Here is a 22,807-nt window from a genome sequence, read left to right as displayed (position 1 = left end):
TTGTTCCTGAATTGTCGATTGGGAAAGAAAATCATGAATGGCGCCGATCTGCTGTGCGACGTGCTCCTGGCCAATGACGTCACGGTCTGCTTCGCCAATCCTGGCACATCCGAAATGCATTTCGTTGCCGCACTGGACCGCAAACCTCAGATGCGTTGCGTGCTCGGCCTGTTCGAGGGCGTGGTGACCGGCGCCGCCGACGGCTATGCGCGCATGACCGACCGCCCGGCAGCAACGTTGCTGCATACCGGACCGGGTCTCGCCAACGGTTTGGCCAACATGCACAACGCAAGGCGTGCGCGCAGCCCGATGATCAACATTGTCGGCGACCATGCTTCTTACCATCTGCCGCTCGATGCCCCGCTGACCAGCGACATAGAAGGCCTGGCGTCGCCAATGTCGAACTGGGTTGGCCGCGTCAAAGGGCCGGCCGATATTGTGCCGGCCGCAGAGGCGGCTTTCCGCGCCTCACTCACGCCGCCTGGCGTCACGACGCTGATCCTGCCTGCGGATGCCGCCTGGGGCGAAGTTGCTGCGATTTCACCTGGCAAGGTGGAGCTGGAGCCGCCGCCCGCCGTCGACATGGCTGTTGTGCGCACGATCGCCGAAGCAATCCGCGCCGCGCCGGGCCGTGTCGCCATGGTGGTGCGTGGGCAGGCGGCGCGCGCCGATGGACTTGAAATCGCAGGGAGAATCTCATCGGGAAGCGATGTCAGGCTGTTCAGTGAGGTTCTGATCGCCCGCATGCAGCGCGGCCGCGGGCGGTTCGCCCCGACCCGCATTCCCTATCCGGTCGATGCGGCGACGGCCACGCTCCGGGATATCGATTTGCTGGTGCTGGTCGGCGCCAAGGAGCCGGTTGCCTTCTTCGCTTATCCCGGCAAGCCCGGGCGGCTGGTTCGGGACGATTGCAAGGTGCTTTCGCTGGCGGCGCATGGCCAGGATCTGAAAGCGGCGCTGGAGGCGCTGGCCGACGAGCTCGGCATCAAGCCGCCGCAGCAATTCGCCGCCGCAACCGCCTTTCCAGACGAACCGACGCTGAGCGGCAGACTGACGGACGATGCCATCGCGCTGTCGGTGGCGCGCAAACTTCCGGCCAATGCCATCGTCTGCGACGAAGCGGTCACCTCGGCGAGACGGTTCTTCACGCTATCCGCCTTTGCGGCGCCGCACGACTACATGATGGGTACGGGCGGATCGATCGGCGGCGGCATTCCCATGGCTACCGGCGCGGCGATCGCCTGCCCGGACCGCAAGGTGATCAATCTCGAAGCCGACGGCAGTGGCATGTACACGGTGCAGGGACTGTGGACCCAGGCCAGGGAAAAGCTTGACGTCGTGACCATCATCTTTTCCAACCGGACCTACGCCATCCTGCATGGCGAAATGAAGAATGTCGGGGTCAATGAGATCGGCGAGAACGCCAGGCGCATGCTCGATCTCGACCATCCGGCGCTGGACTGGGTTGCGCTGGCCAAAGGCATGGGCGTCGAGGCGGCCCGCGCCGACACGTGCGAGCGGTTCGACGCGCTGCTCGACAGTGCCCTGTCGCGTCCGGGACCGTTTCTCATCGAAGCGGTGATCTGAGGCGGAGAGACTTACCAACGGGTCTTTTCGCCGGGTGCAGCCGGTTCGATTGCCAGCGCATGGACGCCGGCTTGCAGCTCCGCTGCGAGCAATTCGTTGACGGCGCGGTGGCGGTCGATGCGGCTCATGCCGGCAAAGACGGATGAGACGATGCGGACGCGAAAATGCGTCTCGCCGGTGCCGTCATAGGCACCGTGATCGTCGGAGCCGTGGTGGTGATGACCGGCATGAAGGTGGCTTTCATTGACGATCGCCAGCCGCTCCGGCGAAAACGCCTTGTTCAGCTTGTCTTCAATCGTCGCCTGTATGGACATCGCCATCTCCCTTCACCATATCTGCAAGGCGTGATCGGGAAATCGGGATCGATCCCGCCGGGCCGCCTCAAAAATCTGCCATTCGCCCTGCTTTATGCCGCGATTCAGCGGTTAGGGCGATGATCGCGAAAATGTCAATTCTTGTTTCGCACGTGCGAACAGCCCATAAATGGGTGAGATGAAACCGTACCCCAAATATTTCGAGAAAATTCGGGTCCGTCCCGACAAGGATGCGGAGCTGAAGTCGCACTCGCCGATCTGCCAGTGGGACGGCTGCAAGGAGGCCGGTACCCACCGGGCGCCGGTCGGACGCATGAAGGAAGGCGAGTATTTTCAGTTCTGCTTCGATCATGTGCGCGAATACAACAAGGGTTTCAACTACTTCTCCGGCGTGCCGGACACCGAGATAGCCCGCTTCCAGAAGGAAGCGATGACCGGCCACCGGCCGACATGGAAGATGGGCGTCGCCGGCGCCTCGACGCGCTCCTCGCCCGATTTCGCCCAGCAGCGTTCCGGTCGCGCCGGCTATTACAACCGCATGCGCGATCCTTTCGACCTGTTCAAAGGGCCGAAGGACCCGCGCGAGGCGCGCGAACGCAAGGCCAAGCCGCTTGAGGCCAAGGCGCTGGAAACGCTTGGCCTTGATACAAAGGCGACTGGCAAGGACATCAAGGCGCGCTATAAGGAACTTGTGAAGCGCCACCATCCGGATGCGAATGGCGGCGATAGAGGTTCGGAAGACCGGTTCCGCGATGTGCTGCAGGCCTATCGCGTGCTCAAGCAGGCGGGTTTGTGCTGAGCAACCTAACGGTTCGTGTCGTTTTCCAACTTTCATAAGGGTGGAAAAGGCTCTAAGACCGCCCCCGGACAAAATCGATTGCCGGCGAAATCAGGCATTTCGCCCGTGGAGACTTGGATAGAGATGAACAAGGTCGATCGCGACATCGCCAATTTGCCCGACACGACGGTGTCGGTGAAAGACAAATTCGGCTTCGAGTCCAAGATGGTGGTGCCGGCTTATTCGGTGACCTCGGAACATGTGCCGGACATCGATCCGGACTATCTGTTCGACAAGGCGACGACGCTGGCGATCCTTGCCGGCTTTGCCTACAATCGCCGCGTCATGGTGTCGGGGTATCACGGCACTGGCAAATCGACGCATATCGAACAGGTCGCAGCCCGCCTGAACTGGCCCTGCGTGCGCGTCAACCTCGACAGCCATGTCAGCCGTATCGACCTCGTCGGCAAGGACGCCATCGTTGTCAAGGATGGCCTGCAGATCACCGAATTCCGCGACGGCATCCTGCCCTGGGCCTACCAGCACAATGTCGCGCTCTGCTTTGACGAGTACGATGCAGGCCGTCCGGACGTGATGTTCGTCATCCAGCGCGTGCTGGAATCGTCGGGCCGCCTGACGCTGCTCGACCAGAGCCGGGTTATCCGCCCGCATCCGGCGTTCCGGCTGTTTTCGACCGCCAACACGGTCGGCCTCGGCGACACTACCGGCCTCTATCACGGCACGCAGCAGATCAACCAGGCGCAGATGGATCGCTGGTCGATCGTCACCACGCTGAACTACCTGCCGCACGACAATGAGGTGAACATCGTGCTGGCCAAGGCCAAGCACTATCGCGACGGCAAGGGCAAGGACATCGTCAACAAGATGGTGCGGGTCGCCGACATGACGCGCTCGGCCTTCATCAATGGCGATCTGTCGACCGTGATGAGCCCGCGTACCGTCATCACCTGGGCCGAAAATGCCGAGATCTTCGGCAATATCGGCATGGCGTTCCGGCTGACCTTCCTCAACAAGTGCGACGAGCTGGAGCGTTCGGTGGTGGCCGAGTTCTACCAGCGCGCCTTCGGCGAGGACCTGCCCGAGAGCGCCGCCAACGTGGTGCTGGGCTGAGCAGAGCCTCGATGGCGGGTCCGGGCGACAACACGCGCAACAAGTCGAAGACGGGGTCTGAAGCCGACAGCTTCAAGCGTGCCGTCACCGTCTGCATGCGCGCCATCGCCGGCGACAAGGAGCTCGAAGTTGGTTTCGCCAAGGACCGCCCGGCGCTCGCCGGCAGCCGCGCCCGACTGCCCGAACTGCCGAAGAAAGCGTCCAAGACAGATATCGCGATTACTCGTGGCCTGGGCGATTCCATGGCGCTGAAGCGCGCCTGCCACGATCAGCGCATCCACACCAAACTGGCGCCGGAAGGCAAGCTGGCGCGCTCGATCTATGACGCCGTGGAACAGGCCCGCGTCGAGGCGATCGGCAGCCGCGCCATGCAGGGCGTCGCCGACAATATCGGCTCGATGCTGGAGGACAAATACGCCAAGGCCAACCTTGTCGACGTCAAGGACAAGGCCGACGCGCCGATCGAGGAGGCGCTGGCGCTTATGGTGCGCGAAAAGCTGACCGGACGGCCGATCCCGAAGAGCGGCGAACGGCTGGTCGACCTCTGGCGGCCCTGGGTCGAGGAAAAAGCCAAGGCCGATCTCGACGGACTGTCGGCCAAGCTTGGCGACCAGCAGGCCTTTGCCCGCGTCGTGCGCGAGATGCTTGCGTCCATGGAGATGGCCGAGGAACTCGGCGACGACCAGGAAACCGAAGACTCCGAGGACAATGACGACAACCAGCCGCAAGGCGAGGAGCAGAGCGAGGAGGGCGGTGAAGACGATTCCGGCTCCGAGCAGTCGCAGTCCGAGGATGCCGAGGCCTCGGCCGACGACGAACAGTCGTCCGAGACTGAGGCCTCCGACGCCACTGCCGACGATCTTTCCGACGATGACGATGCGGACGCCGAAACGCCGGGCGAGGCGCGCCGTAACGACAACCCCTTCGCCAACCTGCCGAAAGAGATCGACTACAAGGTTTTCACCACCGCCTTCGACGAGACGGTCGGTGCGGAAGAGCTGTGCGAGGAAGAAGAACTCGACCGGCTGCGCGCCTTCCTCGACAAGCAGTTGGCCAATCTCTCCGGCGTCGTCGGCCGGCTCGCCAACCGGCTGCAGCGCCGCCTGATGGCGCAGCAGAACCGTTCCTGGGATTTCGACCTCGAAGAGGGTTATCTCGATCCGGCACGCCTGGTTCGTGTCGTCATCGACCCGATGCAGCCGTTGTCGTTCAAGCAGGAGCGCGACACCAAATTCCGCGACACGGTGGTGACGCTGGTGCTCGACAATTCGGGCTCGATGCGCGGTCGGCCGATCACGGTTGCCGCCACCTGTGCCGACATTCTGGCGCGCACGCTGGAGCGCTGCGGCGTCTCGGTCGAGATCCTCGGCTTCACCACGCGGGCGTGGAAGGGCGGACAGGCTCGCGAGAAGTGGCTGAAGGACGGCAAGCCGCCGAACCCCGGCCGGCTCAACGATCTGCGCCACATCATCTACAAATCCGCCGATCATCCATGGCGCCGTGCCCGGCGCAATCTCGGCCTGATGATGCGCGAGGGCCTGCTCAAGGAAAACATCGACGGCGAGGCGTTGTTATGGGCGCACAACCGGCTGATCGCCCGGCCCGAACAGCGCAAGATCCTGATGATGATCTCGGACGGCGCGCCGGTCGACGATTCGACGCTGTCGGTCAATCCTGGCAACTATCTCGAGCGGCACCTGCGCGCCGTCATCGAGCTGATCGAGACGCGCTCGCCGGTCGAGCTTCTGGCCATCGGCATCGGCCACGACGTCACCCGCTATTACAGGCGCGCCGTCACCATCGTCGATGCCGAGGAACTGGCCGGCGCCATGACCGAGCAGCTGGCCTCGCTGTTTGCCGAGGAAAACGTGCGCGATACACGCCGCGGCGGCTACCGGCGCGCTGGATGATTTTTTTGCGCGGCGGGTTTCGGCAGATGCTCTTCGCGGTCACTGCCTTGTTCGGCATGGCGTTTGCGCCGGCCATCGCCGCCGGCCCAAGCGCGGTCGAGCCGGTCGAAGTCTCGGCGCGGCCGATCACCACCTTCAATATCGGCAGCGCCGACAAGCAGTTTGGGCTGCTGGAATTCGTCGGCGGTCTTGAGATGAACTCGACGACGCGCGATTTCGGCGCGCTGTCGGCATTTCGGTTCGTCAAACCCGGCAGCGATTTCATCGGCGTCGCCGATACGGGCTTCTGGTTCTTCGGCTCGATCACCCATGATGCCGACAAGCGGCCGTCCGGCATCCAGAATTTCCGCATGCAGCAGATGGTCGATGAAAAGGGCCGGCCGATCGACAGGAAATGGGAAGTCGATGCCGAGGGCCTTGCAGTCAAGGACGGCATCGCCACCGTCGGCTTCGAGCGCGATCACCGCGTCGCCCAGTTCAAGATTGACCCCAGCAACATGACGGCCCCGTTCAAGCAACTGAACTTTCTGGTTCCAGCCCGCGAACTGCGACAGAACCGCGGTTTCGAGACCGTCACCCACGCCAATCCCAACGGCCAGCACGAGGGCGGCCTCGTCGTGGTCTCGGAAAAGAGCTTGGACAAGGCTGGCAACATCTATGCCGCCATCATCGAAGGGCCGCACAAGGGCGTCTTCACGGTCAAGCGCAACGGTGATTTCGACATCACTGACGGCGCCTTCCTGCCGGATGGCGACCTGCTGCTTTTGGAGCGCAGTTTCTCGATGGCCGGCGGTGTCAGGATGCGGCTAAGGCGCATCTATGGCGAAAGCGTCGAGAAGGGCGCGGTTGCCGACGGGCCGGTGCTGATGGAAGCCGACATGGGCTACCAGATCGACAATATGGAAGGACTCGACGTCTGGACCCGCGATGACAGAGCGCTGATGGTGTCGCTGATCTCGGACGACAACCATTCGATCCTGCAGCGCAACCTCTATCTGGAATTCATCCTGCACCAGGATTGAGAGACCTAAGGCTTGGTGGCGATCCAGATGACGTGGCGCGCGCCGCGCTTGCCATTGGCGCGCGTCTTCACCTCGTCCACGACAAAGCCCGCCTGCTTGAGCCTAAGTGTGAAGCCGGCATCGGGGCCTTGCGACCAAACAGCCAGCACGCCCCCGGGCCTGAGCGCTGCACGCGCCGCGCCGAGGCCGGCAGCGCCATAGAGGGCGTCGTTGCCCTTGTAGACGATGCCTTCGGGGCCATTGTCGACATCGAGCAGGATGGCGTCCCAGGCTGCCTTGTCGGATCTTATGATGTGCCCGGCGTCGGCTTCGCGAACCGTCACACGGGGATCGTCGAGACAGCCGGCGAAGACCGCCTCCATGGAGCCGCGCGCCCAGGCGATGACGGCGGGGACAAGCTCGGCAACGGTGATGCCTGCGTCGGCGCCCATTTGGGCAAGCGCAGCGCGCAGCGTAAAACCCATGCCGAGGCCGCCGATCAGGATTTTCGGTTGGGCGCGGCCGCCGATCTTTTCACAGGAGAGCTTGGCCAGCGCTTCCTCGGAGCCGCTGAGGCGGCTGTTCATCAGCTCATTGGTGCCGAGCATGATCGAGAATTCGCTGCCGCGCTGCTTGAGGCGCAGTTCCTGTCCGCCGTCAGGCGTTTTGGCCGAGCCGAGCTGGACCCAGGGAATCACGGCCTAGACAGCCACGGCCGGCTGGCTCCAGTGGGCGGCGAGCAGCCGGTAGGGGATCAGGGCCACAACAGCGATGATCAGCTTCAAAGAGAGGTCGCCCAGCGCCCAGGAGACCCAGCGCATGGACTCGACCGGCAGCACGCCTATCAGCGGCGCCGTCTCCAGCGCAAAGCTGTCGTTCGGGCCGGCAAAAGCGAAGGCGGCCGAAAAGGCGATGCTGAAGAACACCAGGGTGTCGAACACCGAGCCGACCAGCGTGCCGACGATCGGCGCGCGCCACCAGCTCTGCCGGCGCAACCGGTTGAACACGGTGACGTCGAGCAATTGCGCGCAAAGGAAGGCCGCGCCGGAAGCTGTGGCGATGCGCACCAGCCGGTCGGCTGATGTCTCGAACTCGATCAGGCCGTGGCGAAACAGGAAGGGCGGGACGAGGATCGAGCAGACTACCGCGGTCATGAAGCCGACAAGGACGATGCGGCGCGCCACGGTCGGCCCGTAGCGGCGGTTGGCAAGGTCGGTGACCAGGAAGGAGAAGGGATAGGTGAAGGCGCCCCAGGTCAGGATGTCGCCCAGCGACAGACCGCCGGCCTGGCCCTGCATCGGGAACTGCACGAGGATGTTCGATGCCACGACGACAAGCGCCATGGCGGCCACAAAGGGCAGATATCGCGAGAAGGAAGTCATTTTTTTATCCTGGTAATGGAACCAGCCAGGCGCTAGCCGAAGTTCGGGTCGCGCTGCCTTAGAAGTTTTGAGCATCGGATTGCTCCGATGCTCAGGGCGGTCGTCCCCCGCCTTGATATCGTTAAGCGGCGGGCTGGTCGGCCAGCTTCTTGGCGATCTGCTTCTTCAACAGGCGCGCGCGCTGCGACAATTCCTTGGCGTCGGCCTTGGCCAGGAAGGCGTCGAGGCCGCCGCGATGCTCGACCGAACGCAGCGCGTTGGCCGAAATGCGCAGGCGCACATTCTGGTTCAGCGCTTCCGAAATCAGCGTCACATTGACGAGGTTCGGCAGGAAGCGGCGCTTGGTCTTGTTGTTGGCGTGGCTCACATTGTTGCCGGTCTGGACTGCCTTGGCAGTGAGTTCGCAGGTGCGGGACATGGTTCTAACCTTCAGTTCTGTCTAGCCTGCCAAACCTTGTTCGCCCGCGCCGGGTGGCGCGCGGTTTCAGTCAGGCGGCCTTATGGAAAAGTTGGCGTTCCTTAGTTGCATTTCGCCAATGCGTCAAGCTCCGGCTTGCCCACGACTGTGACGGGCGTTTCACATAAAGGCCGGAATTCAGCCTATAAGCGGTCGGACAGGGACATTTCAAGCCGGAGTCGCCCGCCTCCGGTTAAAAAAATCAAGGACCGAGCCCGCCATGCTTCGCCCGTCACATGCCGTTGTCGCCATATTTGTCGCCGCCTTGCCAACATCAACCCTTGCCGCCGCGCCCGCAGCCACCGCACAGTCCTTCAAGGGCGAATACACGGTGTCGTTCCTGGGCCTTTCCGTGGCCAAGGCGACATTTTCCAGCCACTACGAAGGCGATAGCTATTCCATAGACGGCACCGTCTCCAGCGCGGGTCTCGCCACCTTGTTCGACGACACGAGCGGCACGATCTCGTCAAAGGGCAAGATCCTGGGCAAGCAGATGCAGCCGCAGGTATTTCGCGCCGATTATAAGTCCGGCAAGAAGGCTTCCATGGTCGATATCCGCTTTGCCAATGGCGCGGTGACCGCCACCCAGATCATTCCCGAGCCGAAAAAGCGCAATCCCAAAAACTGGATACCGCTGGGCAGCAACGATCTGGCATCGGTGCTCGATCCGATGGCGGCTACCGTCATCCATGCTGACAGCCTCGACCAGGTCTGTGGGCGCAAGGTGAAATTCTATGACGGCGAGATGCGCGCCGACCTGACGCTGACCTACGCCTCGAAAGGATCGATCTCGGTCAAGGGCTACAAGGGCGACACCGTTACCTGCAAGATGAGCTTCGAGCCGGTGGCAGGCTACCGCAAGGGCCGCAAGGCGCTGAATTACCTGAAGAAGAAGAGCCAGATGATGGTGACGTTTGCACCGCTCGGCCAAACCGGCATATATGCGCCGATCCACGCCACGGTCGGGACGCAGATCGGCACCTTGACTGTCAGCGCGGGGCGGTTCGAAGCTACTGAATAGACGCGCCCACCCGAATAGAATGGGGCGAGTCGCCGGAGACGGGCATGGGGCGCGCAACACTGATCGGTTTCTCGGCGGTCGCCATGTGGGCGCTGCTGGCGTTGCTCACCGATGCGTCGGGCGCCGTGCCGCCATTCTTGCTCTCGGCCATCACCTTCACCATCGGCACCGCCGTCGGGTTGGTTGCCCGGCTGTTCATGCCGGCGACCGATAAAAGCCTGAAGATCCCACGCCAGGTCTGGGTGATCGGCATTGCCGGACTGTTCGGCTACCATTTCTTCTATTTCACCGCGCTGCGCAACGCGCCGGCGGTCGAGGCAAGCCTGATCGCCTATCTGTGGCCGCTGCTGATCGTGCTGGGATCAGCGCTGATGCCGGGCGAGAAGCTGGCCTGGAACCATGTCGTCGGCGCGCTGCTCGGGCTCGCCGGGACCGTGCTGATCGTCACCAAGGGTGGCGGCCTCGCCTTCGATGCTCGCTACACCTTCGGCTATGCGATGGCGGCCGTCTGTGCGCTGCTGTGGTCGTCCTATTCACTGCTGTCGCGGCGCTTTCCGGCGGTGCCGACCTCGATCGTCACCTGGTTCTGCGCCGCCACGGCAGCCCTGTCCCTCATCTGCCATCTTCTGCTGGAAAAGACGGTGCTGCCCGATGGCCCCGGCCAGTGGCTGGCGGTGGTTGGTTTGGGGTTGATGCCGGTGGGTGCCGCCTTCTACGCCTGGGATATCGGCGTCAAACGAGGCAACATCCAGGTGCTCGGCGCGGCAAGCTATGCGGCGCCACTGCTGTCGACATTGGTGCTGATCGCGGCGGGCGTTGCCGAGCCGTCGCTGCGTATCCTGGCTGCCTGCGTACTGATCACCGGCGGCGCGGCGCTGGCGGCGAAATCGTTGTTCCTGCGCAAGGCGGCAACTGGCGGGGCAAGCGCATGACGATGCCGTTTGCCGGCGGCATCGACGCCAACGCAAATGCAACATTGATTTTTTCGCTGGTGGCGGCAGTGATCTACGCCTTCACCCTGGATATGCGGCCGACGCTGGCCCGCTCGGCGGCAAAGACGCTGGCCGTGGCCATGCTTGCGGCACTCGCCTTCATGCAAGGTGGGCCACTGTTGCTCGTCGTCGCACTGCTGCTCAGCGGCGTCGGCGATGCCTTCCTGTCGCGTGACGGCGAAAAGGCCTTCCTCGGCGGGCTGGCCAGCTTCCTTGCGGCGCATGTCCTCTATGTGCCGCTCTTCCTGCTCGGCGGCGGCGGGCTGGATGTGCTCAGCACCGAGACATGGCGCGGCGCCATCGCGCTTGCCATGGCGGCCTTCGCAGTCGTCATGCTGGCGGCGCTCTGGCGCCGTGTCAGTCCCGGCCTGCGGGTGCCGATCGCCATCTATATCGCGGCCATTCTGGCGATGGGCATCTCGGCGTTGACGCTCGCCAATCCGTGGGTCATCGGCGGCGCTGTTATGTTCATGGCATCGGACGGGCTGCTTGCCGCGGAGAAATTCCTGGTTCCGGCAATAGCACCCTATCGCGCCGGCATCCGTTATGCGGTCTGGGTGCTCTACTATGCCGCCCAACTCTGCATAACTCTTGGTTTTCTTCTGGCCTAAGGCTGCCAGCCCGGCTCGGCCATTTCAAACGCGGCGAAGTCGAAGCCCGGCGCCACGGTGCAGCCGACCAACGTCCATTCGCCGAGGCTGCGCGCCGATTGCCACCAGCCGGCCGGCACGACGATCTGCGGCCGCTCGCCCGCCGCAAGCTCAATGCCGAGCACCTGCTCGATCACCTGGTTAAGCATTGGACTACCTTCCTCGCACATCGACAGCGCCAGCGGCGCTCCGGCATGGAAGTGCCAAACCTCGGCCGCGTCCTTGACCCGGTGCCAGGCCGAAATCTGGTCCTGTTCAAGGAGGAAATAGATCGCCGTCGAATGGCCGCGCCCGGCGCCGTCGCGAAAGGTCTCGGCATACCAGCCGCCTTCCGGATGTGGCTTGAGGCCGAGCGTGGCGATGATTTCAGCGGCGCTGGTCATGGCTGATCCCGGAATGATGCTCAGAAATTGTCCTTGCGCTTGCGGATTTCCGCGAACACTTCGGCGTCGGAGGCCGCCTCCATACCGAGATGCTTGCGGATCGCCGGGTCGTGCCAGCGCAGGAACGGATTGGTCGACAATTCCTCGCCGATCGTGGTCGGCAGCGTCGCCTTGTTGTCGGCGCGCAGGGTCTCGATCTTGGCGGCGCGTTCTTTCAGCGCCGAATTGGTCGGGTCGACGGTCAACGCAAAGCGGGCGTTCGAAAGCGTATACTCATGGCCGCAATAGATGACCGTGTCGGCCGGGAGTGCGGCGAGCTTCTTCAGCGACTCATACATCACCGGCGGCTTGCATTCGAACAGCCGGCCGCAGCCGAGCGCGAACAAAGTGTCGGCGGTGAACGCCACTTTCGAGGCCGGAAAATGATAGGAGACATGGCCCGCTGTGTGGCCGGGCGTGGCGATGACATCGATCCGCTCACCGCCGAGATGGACGACCGAGCCTTGCCCGACGGTCTCGTCGATGCCGGGGATCTTTTCCTTTTCCGCCTCCGGTCCGACGATGCGCAGCTTGAAGCGCTCCTTCAGCGCCAGATTGGCCTCGACATGGTCTACATGGTGGTGGGTGGTCAGGATCATCGTCGGCTTCCAGCCGGTACGCTCGATCGCGGCAATGATCGGCGCTTCTTCGGGCGCGTCGATAATGGCGGTCTCGCCGCTTTTCGGGTCATGCACCAGCACGCCGAAATTGTCGCTGCGGCACATGAACTGTTCGATTTCGACGGGCATTGGCATCTCTCCATCTGTTGGCGCAGACATAGGGCGCTTGGCCGCCGATGTCACTCTAGCTTTGCAGAACGTGCCGGCTTTGTTGAACTTGGGCGGCATCGCAGCTACCGTCCCGCGCATGCATTCCGATATCGTCGATCTCCGCTCCTTCTATTCGACCACGCTCGGCCGCCTGGCTGAACGCTCGATCACCATGGCGCTGTCCTCAATATGGGCAACAGTGCCCAATGAGCGGCTGGTCGGGCTCGGCTATACCTTGCCGTGGCTGGAGCGGTTCGGCACCGATGCCGAGCGGGTGTTTGCCTTCATGCCTGCCACGCAAGGGGCCGTCGTCTGGCCGGCGAACGGACCGACGGCGACGGCGCTGGTCTTCGACGAGGAATTGCCGCTGGTCGATTCCTGCATCGACCGCATGCTGCTCGTGCATTCGCTTGAACATGTCGAAAACCCGCGCGAGACGCTGAACGAGATCTGGCGGGTGCTGTCGCCGGCAGGGCGCGTCGTCATCGTCGTGCCCAACCGGCGCGGTGTCTGGGCGCGGTTCGAGCACACGCCGTTCGGCAATGGCCGGCCGTTCTCGCGCGGCCAGCTGACAGAATTGCTGCGCGAGGCGAATTTCACACCGGCTTCCTGGTCCGACGCGCTGTTCTTCCCGCCATCGCCGCGGCGCTTCATGATGCGGTTCCACAATGTGCTGGAGCGCGCCGGCCGGCGGTTCTGGCCGATCTTTTCCGGCGTCATCGTGGTCGAGGCGCAGAAGCGGCTCTATCAGGGCGTGCCGGTCGCGCAGCGCGCCTCGCGCCGTGTCTTCGTGCCGGTACTGTCACCGCACGGTGCGACGCGGCTTGGCCGCCGGGCGGAAGGGGTGACATCGACGACGCGTCAGGTGACACCTTCGTGATCATCATGAAAACTGGTGTTGCGTGGGTTTTTCCCACCTATCTGTCGCAGATGCATTCGCGGTCCGTTTGAGCGGCGGATGCCTTCAAGTCTCTCCATCTGGTTTCAGCAACGCTTCTGAACGCAAGGACCTCGTGCATGGCTGATCAACCGGACAAGTCCGCCACCGCTCAGCCGGTAACCGTCGAAGCCAGCAGCCTGCGCGATCAGGTGGCGACGATAAAACGGGCGCTGATAGGCTCACCGGTGCGCAAGTGGCTGGTCTGGACGTCGGTCGGCATTATGGCGGTCATCGTCGCGACGTCGATCGGCCAGGTTCTGCTCAACCGCTGGAACCAGCCTTTCTACGATGCGCTGGCGCGTCGCGACATGGCGGCCTTCCTGCATCAGCTGATGATCTTTGCCGTGATTGCCGGCACGCTGCTGCTGCTCAACATCGCTCAGACCTGGCTCAACCAGATGATCCGGCTGAAGCTGCGCGAGGCGCTGACGCTCGACCTGATCGACCAATGGATGCGGCCGGCGCGGGCCTTCCGGCTCGCCAATGCCGGCGCCATCGGCGTCAATCCCGACCAGCGCATGCAGCAGGATGCTGCGCATCTGTCCGATCTGTCGACGGACCTCGGCGTCGGCCTGCTGCAATCCTTCGTCCTGCTGGTGTCGTTCGTCGGCGTGCTTTGGCAACTCTCGTCGGGCTTCGTCTTCCACATCAACGGCTGGTCGCTGGCGATACCGGGCTACATGGTCTGGGCCGCGTTCCTCTATGCCGGCATCGCCTCCTGGCTGAGCTGGCTGGTCGGGCGGCCGCTGATCCGCCTCAACAGCGACCGCTACACCCGCGAGGCCGAGCTGCGTTCCGGGATGGTGCGCGTCAACGAGAATGTCGACGCCATCGCGCTCTATCACGGCGAAGCCGATGCCAAGAGACGGCTCGAAATCGACCTTGGCACGGTGCTGGGCGCGATGCGAAACATCTACAAAGCGCAGATCAACCTGTCCTGGGTGACCGATACCTATGGCTGGATCACCGTGGTGGCGCCGATCCTTGTGGCATCGCCGGTCTATTTTTCAGGCGATATCAGCTTTGGCGGGTTGATGATGGCGGTCGGCGCCTTCAACCAGGTGCACTCGTCGCTGCGCTGGTTCATCAACAATATCGGCGGCATCGCCGACTGGCGCGCCACGCTGATGCGCGTTGCCGACTTCCGCATTGCGCTCGATGAAACCGATGTGTTGCACGACAAGGAAAAGCGCATCGAATTCGGCGATAACGCCAATGGCAGCCTGACCTTCGAGAAGCTCCAAGTGGCCTCGCCGGAGGGCTGCACCAAACTTTCAGACAGCCATGTCGAGATCCATCCCGGCGAGCGCGTCATGATCACCGGCGACCCAGGCGCCGGCAAGACATTGTTCTTCCGCGCCATTGCCGGCCTTTGGCCCTGGGGCAGCGGGCGGATCGGCTTGCCGGCCGGAGAAACGCCGATTTTCGTGCCGCGTGTTCCGTATTTTCCTGCCGGCACGTTACGCGAAGTGCTGCATCCGAATGCCTCGGCGCCGGCTGGCGATGCTGATTTTGGGGCGGTGCTGGCCGAGGTCGGCCTCGAGCGGCTGTCATCCTCGCTCGACCGTTCCGCACGCTGGGAGCGTGAACTCAACGATGACGAACAGCGGTCGCTGGCCTTCGCCAGACTGGCCTTGCGGCAGCCGAAATGGGTGATCATCGACGAAGCGATGGACGCGTTCGATGGTCCTTCGCTGCGAAGGGTACTGTCCATGCTGGAGAAACGCCTGCCGGAAACCGCGATCCTCAACATCGGGCGCGGACTGCACAATGGTCATTTCTTTCCACGCGCATTGAACATCGTGAAGGATACGGGTGCTGCGCCACTGAAACCCGCCCGAGTCAGGACCGGCGCCATCGACCCGCCGCCGAAAGCGGCCGTGCGGCGAAAGAAGTAGAAGGGGCTTTATTTCGCCGCGATCGCGGCGAAGATTCACGGGTCGAAACATCCGTGGTGCGGCCATGCTCGATGCGCTCAGCCTGCTTGCCTGCCTTGCCTGCACCACGCCCGTGGCTGCCCCGGCCGTTGCCGTGGATGTCGAACTGGTGCTGGCCGTCGACATCTCACAGTCGATGGACGAGAGGGAGTTCGCGCTGCAGCGCGCTGGCTATGTCGAGGCGCTCAGGCATCCCGATTTCATCAAGGCCGTGCGCTCGGGAACCACCGGGCGCATCGCGCTTGCCTATTTCGAATGGGCGGGCGTCGTGCGCGAGGATGGCGTCATCGCCTGGCAGGTGATCGACAGCGCAGAGAGCGCCAGCGCCTTCGCCGACAAAATAGAAGCGCGGCCGTTCCGCAGCTTTCGCGGCACCTCGATTTCCGGTGCGCTTGCCTTCGGCGCCGGGCTGTTCGAGGGCACGGGGTTCGATGCGCCACGCAGCGTCATCGACATTTCCGGCGACGGTCCCAACAACACCGGGCCGCCCGTCGCCACGACACGCGATGCCGCTGTAGCCAAGGGTATTGTCATCAACGGCCTGCCGATCCTGATCAGCCCGTCGCCGACCTTCAGCCATCTCGACCAGTATTATGACGACTGCGTCACCGGTGGGCCCGGCTCCTTCGTGTTGCCGATCTATGCGGCCTCGGAATTCGCCACCGCCATACGCCGCAAGTTGATCCTGGAGGTGAGCGGCATCGCCGATGCGACCGTGGTCCCGATCGATGCCGCCGCACCCATGGACTGCCTGCAGGGCGAACGCGACCGGCGGCTATATTCCGACCCATATCTGCCGGAACTCGACAAATGAGGTTTGAGGCAGTTCGGAGGGGAAAGCCGCTGCGCGGCTTGTCGGCAAACTTCAGGCCGGCCGTGCACCGTATTTGTCGCGAAATTCGGCATAGAGATCGCGGCGCCAGCGCCGGCCGCCGACATAGCCACGCAACAGCTGCGGCAGCGAATAGCCAAGCGCCTTCGACGACCGGTTGGCCATATAGCCGGAGAACGCCTGCGAAACCCTGCCCTTGAGTGCATCGGCGATGAGCTGCCGGGCGATCATGTAAGGCGGAATGTAGGGGTAGCGGTCGGCGATATAGGGGTGCTTGTCGATCAAGCTCGCATAGGCTTCGACATAGCCGTCCCGGCGACCGGAGATCGAATTCTCCGAGTTGTACTTTTTCCAGTCGATCACTTCGGACAGCTGCGCGCCGCTGCGACGGGCAAAGCGCAGCAACAATTCGCGATCCTGCATGCGCGTGACGTCACTGTCGTAGCCGCCGATGGCCAGCAGCGACTCGCGCCGGGCGGTGATTGCCGACCCGGCAATGAAGATGGTCTGCGCGACAAGGGCCCGCTCCAGCGAGTCGCGGCTCAGCAGCGCTTCGCGGTTGACGCAGTTGGTGCGGCGATTGCCCTTCAGCGACACGAAGGAACTGATCAGCACTTCGAGCGAGGGATTGTTGTCGAACTGCTCCAGCGTCCGCGCCAGGCGATCCGGCAAATAGACGTCGTCGGAATCGAGGAATGTCACCACCGGCGCCTGCGCCCGCTCGATGCCGGCATTGCGGGCGGCATTGGCGCCGCGCCATTTCGAGCCAACATAGATCAGCCGTGGATCGCGGATTTCGGCAAGTGCGGCTGCCGTACCGTCGGTCGAGCCGTCATCGACGACAATGTGTTCGAACCGGGGAAAATTCTGCGCCAGCACGCTCTCCACGGCGCGCACCACCTTGCTGCGGCGATTGTGCGTCGGTGTGATCACCGAGATCAGCGGAGCGAGGTCGGTTGCCTTGGACATGTTGCTTCGATTGTGCCCCGAAATGCCTGGAGGCCGGAGGTGTTGATGGTCGCCGTCCAAGCCTTACCCCGGGATGGAATTCGATTCGACGCTACAAAAAACCAGCGGCAATGTCATCACAAACTGTTGAGCCAGGACGCCGGTAAGCCGGCCGATTACTCCAGACGTAATCGACCGATGGCCATCATGTCTGCAGATTGCGCCAACGAAGCCGGTCGTCGGGCTTCGATCTCACAGGGAGTTCAGCCGTGGCCGCCTACGCCGTCGCCCATATGCGTCAAGTCACAATGGGCCCGCAGATTGTCGAGTGTCTGCAGAGGATCGATGCCACATTGGGCCCGCAGATTGTCGAGTGTCTGCAGAGGATCGATGCCACATTGGAGCCGTTCGGCGGCCGCTTCCTTGTCCACGGCGGCGACATGGACGTGGCCGAAAACGAATGGCCCGGGCATCTGATCGTCATCGAATTTCCGGACAGGGGGAATGCGTGGGGCTGGTACGATTCATCAGCCTATCGGGAGATTCTGGCCTTGCGAACCGACAACTCCCACGCCGATGTGATCATCGCCGATGGCGTTCAGCACCCGCACAAGGCGACGGACGTGCTGGAATAGGGGCAAACTACCGCTTCAGCAAGAACACCGCTTGCTGGCCGAAGAAATTCCAGAACCACCATGGCATCGACAGGCCGATCTTCTGGCCGTTGCCGTCGAGCGCGGTGGCTTTCTCGACCGAAGCGCCGAGTTCCTCGACCAGATTGACGAAGTCGCGGATGGTGCAGAAATGGATGTTGGGCGTGTCGTACCAGGAATAGGGCAGGTCCGCGGTCACCGGCATCCGGCCCTTGACGAACAGCGACAGCCGCACCCGCCAGTGGCCGAAATTGGGGAAGGAGACGATGGCGCGGTTGCCGATTCGCAGCAGCTCGTCGAGCACCAGCTTCGGGTTGCGGGTCGCCTGCAGCGTCTGAGACAGGACGACGAAGTCAAAACCCTTGTCCGGATAGAATTCGAGGTCGGTATCGGCATCGCCCTGGATGACCGAGAGACCGCGCGCCACGCATTCATTGACTCCGCGCTGTGACAGCTCCAGCCCGCGGCCGTCGACCTGCTTGGTCTCCTGCAGGAGTTCGAGCAGCAGGCCGTCGCCGGAGCCGACATCGAGCACCCGCGACTGCGGCGGTATCAGGTTGGCCACGACTTCGAGGTCGACGCGCTGGCTGCCATTGACGCTCATGAGGCGAGCCCCCTTGCGCGGGCCGCCGAGCCGATGAAGCCCTTGATGGCGGCAAACAGTTCGGGTTCATCGAGCAGGAAGGCATCATGGCCGCGGTCGGTGTCGATCTCGACGAAGGAGACGGAGGCGCCGGCGGCGTTGAGCGCATGCACGATCGAGCGGCTCTCCTCGGTCGGGAACAACCAGTCCGAGGTGAAGGACACCAGGCAGAAGCGGGTCTTGGTCCCGGCAAAGGCATCGGCCAACCGGCCGCCATGGTCGGCAGCGAGGTCGAAATAATCCATCGAACGGGTCATGTAGAGGTAGGAGTTGGCGTCGAAGCGGTCGACGAATGTCATGCCCTGGTGGCGCAGATAGCTTTCGATCTGGAAGTCGGCATCGAAACCGAAGGTCAGCGCTTCGCGGTCCTGCAGATTGCGGCCGAATTTCCGATGCAGGGCGGCTTCCGACAGATAGGTGATGTGGGCGGCCATGCGCGCCACGGCGAGCCCCTTTTCCGGGCGCTTGCCGTGCTCGAAATATTTGCCGCCATGCCAGTCCGGATCAGCCATGACAGCTTGGCGGCCGACCTCGTGGAAGGCGATGTTCTGCGAGGAATGGCGTGCGCCTGTGGCGATCGGCAGGGCCGAGAAGACGCGCTCGGAATAGCATGACGCCCATTCCAGCACCTGCATGCCGCCCATCGAGCCGCCGAGCACGCAAAACAGCTTTTCGATGCCGAAATGGTCGACCAGCATCAGTTGCGCCCGCACCATGTCGCGGATGGTGATGATTGGCAGGTCGAGGCCGTAGGGCTTGCCGGTGGCGGGATTGGTCGAGGCCGGACCGGTGGAGCCGAGGCAGCCGCCGATGACGTTGGAGCAAATGACGAAGAAGCGGTTGGTGTCGATGATCTTGCCGGGACCGATCAGCACTTCCCACCAGCCGGGCTTGCCGGTCACCGGATTGGTGCTGGCGACATGCTGGTCGCCGGTCAGCGCGTGGCAGACCAGGATGGCGTTGGTGCGGGCATCGTTGAGGGCGCCATATGTCTGGTAGGCGATCTGGAACGGCGACAAAAGCGTGCCGGCGTCGAGCTTCAGCGGCTTGTCAGGGCCAAAACGCAACACAGGGCTCGACGGGTTGTCGGCCTCGTTGTTGGTTTTTGTAGCGCGGAGCGCGGCCATGTGACTCTCCTTGCCCGCCGTCAGGCAATAAAAAACCGGCAATGCGATCGCCGGTTACGTCACGCAAACGGCCCTTTAGCGAGTTGTTTAACGTGGCTGCAAGCCGACCGGCCAAATCACCACGGAACTGTTGCGTTCTTCTAGAACTCGTGCGGCCCGGCGTCAACGGCCAGCTATTGCCCGCCTCTCGACATTCGCGGCTACGGCTTGTATTTCCGCTGCGGCCTCCGGACGGAGGCATTCTCGATGGATTTGCGACATGGACAAGACAGCGGACAAGGCACGGCCGACGCCCCGCGCGGGCATTATGGACATCGATGCCTATGTGCCGGGCAAGAGCACGGCACCGGCCGGCGTTGCCAAGGTCCATAAATTGTCGTCGAACGAGAACCCGCTCGGCCCGTCGCCGAAGGCGATCGAGGCCGCGCGCGAAGTGGCTGGCAAGCTCGATGTCTATCCCGACGGCACCGCCCGCCGGCTGCGCGAGGCGATCGCCGAGGTGCATGGCCTCAACCCGGCAAACATCATCTGCTCCAACGGTTCCGACGAGATTTTGGGCCTGCTGGCGCAGACCTATCTGGCGCCAGGCGATGAGGCGATTTTTACCGAACATGCCTTCATGGTCTACAAGATCTACATTCAGTCGGCGGGGGCCAAGCCGGTTGCTGTGAAGGAAACCGAGGAGCGCGCCGACGTCGACGCGATCCTGGCCGCGGTGACGCCGCGGACCAAAATCATCTTCCTCGCCAATCCCAACAATCCGACCGGCACCTATCTGCCGTTCCAGGAGGTCCGCCGCCTGCATTCCACGCTCCCGGGCAACGTGCTTCTGGTGCTCGACGCGGCCTATGCCGAATATGTCAGGCGCAATGACTACGAGGCCGGCATCGAGCTGGCGGGCAGCGCACAGAATGTGGTCATGACCCGCACCTTCTCCAAGCTCGGCCTTGGCGGCGCGCGCATCGGCTGGATGTATGGCCCACTGCACATCGTCGATGCCATCAACCGTATCCGCGGCCCTTTCAACGTTAACGCAACAGCGATCGAGGCCGGCATTGCCGCCATCCGCGACCGCGCCCATGTCGAGCGCAGTTCGTTGCACAACGAGACCTGGCTTACCTGGCTGAATGAAGAGCTGACGAAGCTTGGGCTGCGCGTGACGCCCAGCGTCGGCAATTTCGTCCTCATCCACTTTCCCGACGACAAGAGGCATTCGGCTGAGGCGGCGGACGACTACCTCACCCAGCGCGGCTATATATTGCGGCGCGTTACCGGCTATGGCTTTCCCAATGCGCTTCGCATGAGCGTCGGCACCGAAGAAGCCAATCGCGGCGTCATCGATGCCCTCACGACATTCCTGAAAAGCTGAAACAATGACATTACCGATGTTTGAAAAGATCGCGCTGGTCGGCATCGGCCTGATTGGCTCGTCGCTGGCCCGCATCATCCGCCGCGAGGGCCTGGCCCGCCATGTCGCCATCGCGACGCGCAGCCCGGCCACGCTGGCACGGGCGAAGGAGCTCGGTCTTGGCGAGAGCTACACCACCGACGCCAGGGAAGCGGTCCGCAATGCCGACCTGATCATCGTCTCGGTGCCGGTGGGATCGTCGGGCGAGGTGGCGCAAGAGATCGCGCCGGCGCTGAAAAAAGGCGCCATCCTCACCGATGTCGGTTCGACCAAGGCCTCCGTCATTGCGCAAATGCAGCCCTATGTGCCGGAAGGCGTGCATTTTATTCCGGGGCACCCGCTGGCAGGTACGGAGAAATCGGGCCCGGATGCGGGTTTCGCCGAGCTGTTCGAAAACCGCTGGTGCATCTTCACGCCGCTGCCGGGAACCGATCCGGCCGCGCTGGAAAAGCTGTCGGAATTCTGGCGGCGCTGCGGCTCCAACATTGACACGATGGACCCGCAGCATCATGACATGACGCTGGCCATCGTTTCGCATCTTCCGCACATCATTGCCTACAACATCGTCGGCACGGCCGACGATCTGGAATCGGTGACCAAGTCGGAAGTGATCAAATATTCGGCTTCCGGTTTCCGCGACTTCACCCGTCTGGCCGCCTCCGACCCAACCATGTGGCGCGACGTGTGCCTGCACAACAAGGATGCCATCCTGGAAATGCTGGCGCGCTTTTCGGAGGACCTCGCCTCGCTGCAGCGGGCGATCCGCTGGGGCGACGGCGACAAGCTGTTCGACCTGTTCACCCGCACCCGGGCCGTTCGCCGTTCGATCATCGAGGCCGGCCAGGATATCGACGTGCCGGATTTCGGCCGCCAGGCGGTCGAGCACCCGGTGAAAAGTTAAATCTGTTTCAGACGGGCCAGGTCGCCGCGACCATGGCCATTGCCTCGTCCCTGTTTGGCGTCCCCAGCCGGCCGCCGAAGCGCTGGCATTTGAGCGCGGCCGCCGCGCTGGCAAAGCGCAACGCCTGCTCGATCGGCATGGTTTCCGCCAACGCGACAGCAAAGGCGCCGTGGAAGACGTCGCCGGCGGCAAGCGTGTCGATCGCCTTGATCTTCGGCGCCGCGATGTGGCGCACGCATCCGGCGGACCGGTCATGCCACCAGCTTCCCGCGGCGCCGCCGGTAACCGCCACGAAGGCATCGGTGCGGCTGGCGAGGTCGGCACAGGCGGTTTCGGGGTCCAGCGCATGGCCGCAGACGATGCGTGCCGCCGTCTCCGAAGCGACGATGTGCGATGCCAGCGGCAGCAGGCGCTCCAGCACCTCAACCGGCGCCGTGTCGGCGTCGAGGATGGCGGGACGGCCGGCGCTGCGCGCGGCGGTCAAGGCAAGAGCGGCGGCGCCCGGCCAGCGCACATCGACCAGCACGGCATCGAAGCCGGAAAGATCGGCGACAGGCACCGCCTCGGGGTCGGCCTGCGCCTTTGGGTCGTAGAAGGGCACGATGATGCGCTCGCCATGAGCGTCGACCAGGATCGCGGCCAGCGCCGAGCGGGCGCCTTCGACGCGGCGGACAAAGCCGCAATCGACGCCCTCGGCCTCGATGCCGGCCAGCAATTGGTCGCCGACGGCATCGTCACCTGCACTTGCCCACAGGAACACCTCGGCGCCGAGACGGCGGGCGGCGCAGGCAGCACTTGTCGCCATGCCCGAGGCGATCTGGATGCCGTCCGAGGCGATGAACTTGCCCTGATGCGTGGGCAGGGTTTCGACGCGCAGGATGGTATCCAGCGTCAGCGCGCCAACGCTCAGCAGTTTCACCGGTCGGTTCATGCGTCGGCTTGCTCGAGCATGATCTCTCCCCAAAAGCCGTTGCCGCTCTTTGCGATCATGCTCTATCTCTTT

The 22,807-nt window shown here is 63.4% G+C and carries 24 protein-coding genes and 1 riboswitch; of the genes, 14 read left to right on the top strand and 10 right to left on the bottom strand.

Annotated elements, in window-relative coordinates:
• Positions 1-33 precede the first annotated feature (33 nt).
• On the top strand, positions 34-1,587 hold the full coding sequence (locus tag NKI64_RS01495; RefSeq protein WP_352666275.1) for an acetolactate synthase large subunit: 1,554 nt from the start codon (positions 34-36) through the stop codon (positions 1,585-1,587).
• Positions 1,588-1,598: 11 nt separating this feature from the next.
• On the opposite strand, the gene NKI64_RS01490 is transcribed toward NKI64_RS01495, so the two are convergent.
• Entirely contained in the window at positions 1,599-1,901 is a 303-nt protein-coding gene (locus tag NKI64_RS01490) for a BolA family protein (RefSeq protein ID WP_352666273.1), read from the bottom strand.
• 169 nt (positions 1,902-2,070) lie between these two features.
• On the opposite strand from NKI64_RS01490, the gene NKI64_RS01485 reads away from it, so the two are divergent.
• The 4 genes from NKI64_RS01485 (at position 2,071) to NKI64_RS01470 (ending at position 6,742) form a co-directional block, all read left to right on the top strand.
• Positions 2,071-2,700, top strand: a complete 630-nt coding sequence (locus NKI64_RS01485) for a J domain-containing protein (protein WP_032887126.1) — start codon at positions 2,071-2,073, stop codon at positions 2,698-2,700.
• A gap of 123 nt (positions 2,701-2,823) precedes the next feature.
• Entirely contained in the window at positions 2,824-3,810 is a 987-nt protein-coding gene (gene cobS / locus NKI64_RS01480) for a cobaltochelatase subunit CobS (protein ID WP_023670677.1), read from the top strand.
• 11 nt (positions 3,811-3,821) lie between these two features.
• Complete coding sequence (gene cobT / locus NKI64_RS01475) at positions 3,822-5,720, top strand: cobaltochelatase subunit CobT (RefSeq protein WP_023706318.1); 1,899 nt, start codon at positions 3,822-3,824, stop codon at positions 5,718-5,720.
• Positions 5,717-6,742 (top strand): esterase-like activity of phytase family protein, encoded by a 1,026-nt coding sequence (locus NKI64_RS01470; RefSeq protein ID WP_352443954.1) that lies wholly within the window; start codon positions 5,717-5,719, stop codon positions 6,740-6,742. The genes cobT and NKI64_RS01470 overlap by 4 nt, the downstream gene beginning before the upstream one ends.
• Before the next feature lie 5 nt (positions 6,743-6,747).
• On the opposite strand, the gene NKI64_RS01465 is transcribed toward NKI64_RS01470, so the two are convergent.
• The 3 genes from NKI64_RS01465 to rpmB all read right to left on the bottom strand — a co-directional run bounded on the left by NKI64_RS01465 (position 6,748) and on the right by rpmB (position 8,521).
• Positions 6,748-7,419 (bottom strand): polyamine aminopropyltransferase, encoded by a 672-nt coding sequence (locus tag NKI64_RS01465; protein WP_352666271.1) that lies wholly within the window; start codon positions 7,417-7,419, stop codon positions 6,748-6,750.
• 3 nt (positions 7,420-7,422) lie between these two features.
• Positions 7,423-8,103: a queuosine precursor transporter gene (locus NKI64_RS01460; RefSeq protein ID WP_352666269.1), complete on the bottom strand. Its 681-nt coding sequence runs from the start codon at positions 8,101-8,103 to the stop codon at positions 7,423-7,425.
• Between the two features lie 121 nt (positions 8,104-8,224).
• Positions 8,225-8,521, bottom strand: coding sequence for a 50S ribosomal protein L28 (gene rpmB / locus NKI64_RS01455; protein WP_023670682.1), 297 nt, complete (start codon positions 8,519-8,521; stop codon positions 8,225-8,227).
• 259 nt (positions 8,522-8,780) lie between these two features.
• On the opposite strand from rpmB, the gene NKI64_RS01450 reads away from it, so the two are divergent.
• Genes NKI64_RS01450 through NKI64_RS01440 form a run of 3 tightly spaced genes read left to right on the top strand, consistent with a single transcriptional unit; the run spans position 8,781 to position 11,184 of the window.
• On the top strand, positions 8,781-9,581 hold the full coding sequence (locus tag NKI64_RS01450; protein ID WP_023685359.1) for a DUF3108 domain-containing protein: 801 nt from the start codon (positions 8,781-8,783) through the stop codon (positions 9,579-9,581).
• A 44-nt stretch (positions 9,582-9,625) separates the two neighbouring features.
• A complete protein-coding gene (gene yddG / locus NKI64_RS01445) occupies positions 9,626-10,513 on the top strand; it encodes an aromatic amino acid exporter YddG (RefSeq protein ID WP_023670684.1) in 888 nt (295 codons plus the stop codon).
• The gene (locus NKI64_RS01440; protein ID WP_023699113.1) at positions 10,510-11,184 is read left to right on the top strand and encodes a lysoplasmalogenase family protein; all 675 of its coding nucleotides are present in this window, start codon (positions 10,510-10,512) and stop codon (positions 11,182-11,184) included. The genes yddG and NKI64_RS01440 overlap by 4 nt, the downstream gene beginning before the upstream one ends.
• Here NKI64_RS01440 and NKI64_RS01435 read toward each other — a convergent pair.
• Together NKI64_RS01435 and gloB are read right to left on the bottom strand one after the other, a co-directional pair.
• Positions 11,181-11,606 carry a cupin domain-containing protein gene (locus tag NKI64_RS01435; RefSeq protein WP_023706325.1) on the bottom strand — a complete coding sequence of 142 codons (426 nt, stop codon included), beginning with the start codon at positions 11,604-11,606 and terminating at the stop codon, positions 11,181-11,183. The genes NKI64_RS01440 and NKI64_RS01435 overlap by 4 nt on opposite strands.
• 20 nt (positions 11,607-11,626) lie before the next feature.
• The gene (gloB, locus tag NKI64_RS01430) at positions 11,627-12,394 is read right to left on the bottom strand and encodes a hydroxyacylglutathione hydrolase (protein WP_023706326.1); all 768 of its coding nucleotides are present in this window, start codon (positions 12,392-12,394) and stop codon (positions 11,627-11,629) included.
• Positions 12,395-12,512: 118 nt separating this feature from the next.
• Between gloB and NKI64_RS01425 the strand changes: the two genes are divergently transcribed.
• The 3 genes from NKI64_RS01425 (at position 12,513) to NKI64_RS01415 (ending at position 16,106) form a co-directional block, all read left to right on the top strand.
• The gene (locus tag NKI64_RS01425; RefSeq protein WP_023670688.1) at positions 12,513-13,295 is read left to right on the top strand and encodes a class I SAM-dependent methyltransferase; all 783 of its coding nucleotides are present in this window, start codon (positions 12,513-12,515) and stop codon (positions 13,293-13,295) included.
• A 137-nt stretch (positions 13,296-13,432) separates the two neighbouring features.
• On the top strand, positions 13,433-15,253 hold the full coding sequence (locus NKI64_RS01420; protein ID WP_352463193.1) for an ABC transporter ATP-binding protein/permease: 1,821 nt from the start codon (positions 13,433-13,435) through the stop codon (positions 15,251-15,253).
• A 64-nt stretch (positions 15,254-15,317) separates the two neighbouring features.
• On the top strand, positions 15,318-16,106 hold the full coding sequence (locus NKI64_RS01415; protein ID WP_352666265.1) for a DUF1194 domain-containing protein: 789 nt from the start codon (positions 15,318-15,320) through the stop codon (positions 16,104-16,106).
• Between the two features lie 51 nt (positions 16,107-16,157).
• On the opposite strand, the gene NKI64_RS01410 is transcribed toward NKI64_RS01415, so the two are convergent.
• On the bottom strand, positions 16,158-17,093 hold the full coding sequence (locus NKI64_RS01410) for a glycosyltransferase family 2 protein (protein WP_023673297.1): 936 nt from the start codon (positions 17,091-17,093) through the stop codon (positions 16,158-16,160).
• 248 nt (positions 17,094-17,341) lie between these two features.
• Here NKI64_RS01410 and NKI64_RS01405 point away from each other — a divergent pair, with 248 nt between their 5' ends.
• On the top strand, positions 17,342-17,707 hold the full coding sequence (locus tag NKI64_RS01405) for a DUF1330 domain-containing protein (RefSeq protein ID WP_352666263.1): 366 nt from the start codon (positions 17,342-17,344) through the stop codon (positions 17,705-17,707).
• A gap of 7 nt (positions 17,708-17,714) precedes the next feature.
• Here NKI64_RS01405 and metW read toward each other — a convergent pair whose 3' ends face one another.
• Positions 17,715-18,329: a methionine biosynthesis protein MetW gene (gene metW / locus NKI64_RS01400; protein ID WP_023685353.1), complete on the bottom strand. Its 615-nt coding sequence runs from the start codon at positions 18,327-18,329 to the stop codon at positions 17,715-17,717.
• A complete protein-coding gene (metX, locus tag NKI64_RS01395; protein WP_023685352.1) occupies positions 18,326-19,495 on the bottom strand; it encodes a homoserine O-acetyltransferase MetX in 1,170 nt (389 codons plus the stop codon). The genes metW and metX overlap by 4 nt, the downstream gene beginning before the upstream one ends.
• A gap of 55 nt (positions 19,496-19,550) precedes the next feature.
• Positions 19,551-19,628: riboswitch (SAM riboswitch) on the bottom strand.
• A 126-nt stretch (positions 19,629-19,754) separates the two neighbouring features.
• Between metX and hisC the strand changes: the two genes are divergently transcribed.
• Positions 19,755-20,864, top strand: coding sequence for a histidinol-phosphate transaminase (hisC, locus tag NKI64_RS01390; RefSeq protein WP_352623534.1), 1,110 nt, complete (start codon positions 19,755-19,757; stop codon positions 20,862-20,864).
• A gap of 4 nt (positions 20,865-20,868) precedes the next feature.
• Positions 20,869-21,804, top strand: a complete 936-nt coding sequence (locus NKI64_RS01385; protein ID WP_352666260.1) for a prephenate/arogenate dehydrogenase family protein — start codon at positions 20,869-20,871, stop codon at positions 21,802-21,804.
• A 7-nt stretch (positions 21,805-21,811) separates the two neighbouring features.
• Here the strand turns inward: NKI64_RS01385 and NKI64_RS01380 are convergent, their stop codons facing one another.
• Positions 21,812-22,735, bottom strand: coding sequence for a sugar kinase (locus NKI64_RS01380; RefSeq protein ID WP_352666258.1), 924 nt, complete (start codon positions 22,733-22,735; stop codon positions 21,812-21,814).
• Between the last annotated feature and the right edge of the window lie 72 nt (positions 22,736-22,807).

This window comes from Mesorhizobium sp. M0478 (assembly GCF_040321305.1).
Classification (GTDB): Bacteria; Pseudomonadota; Alphaproteobacteria; order Rhizobiales; family Rhizobiaceae; genus Mesorhizobium.
Note: the sequence above shows the minus strand (reverse complement) of the source record. Positions and strands in the feature narration are given on the sequence as shown.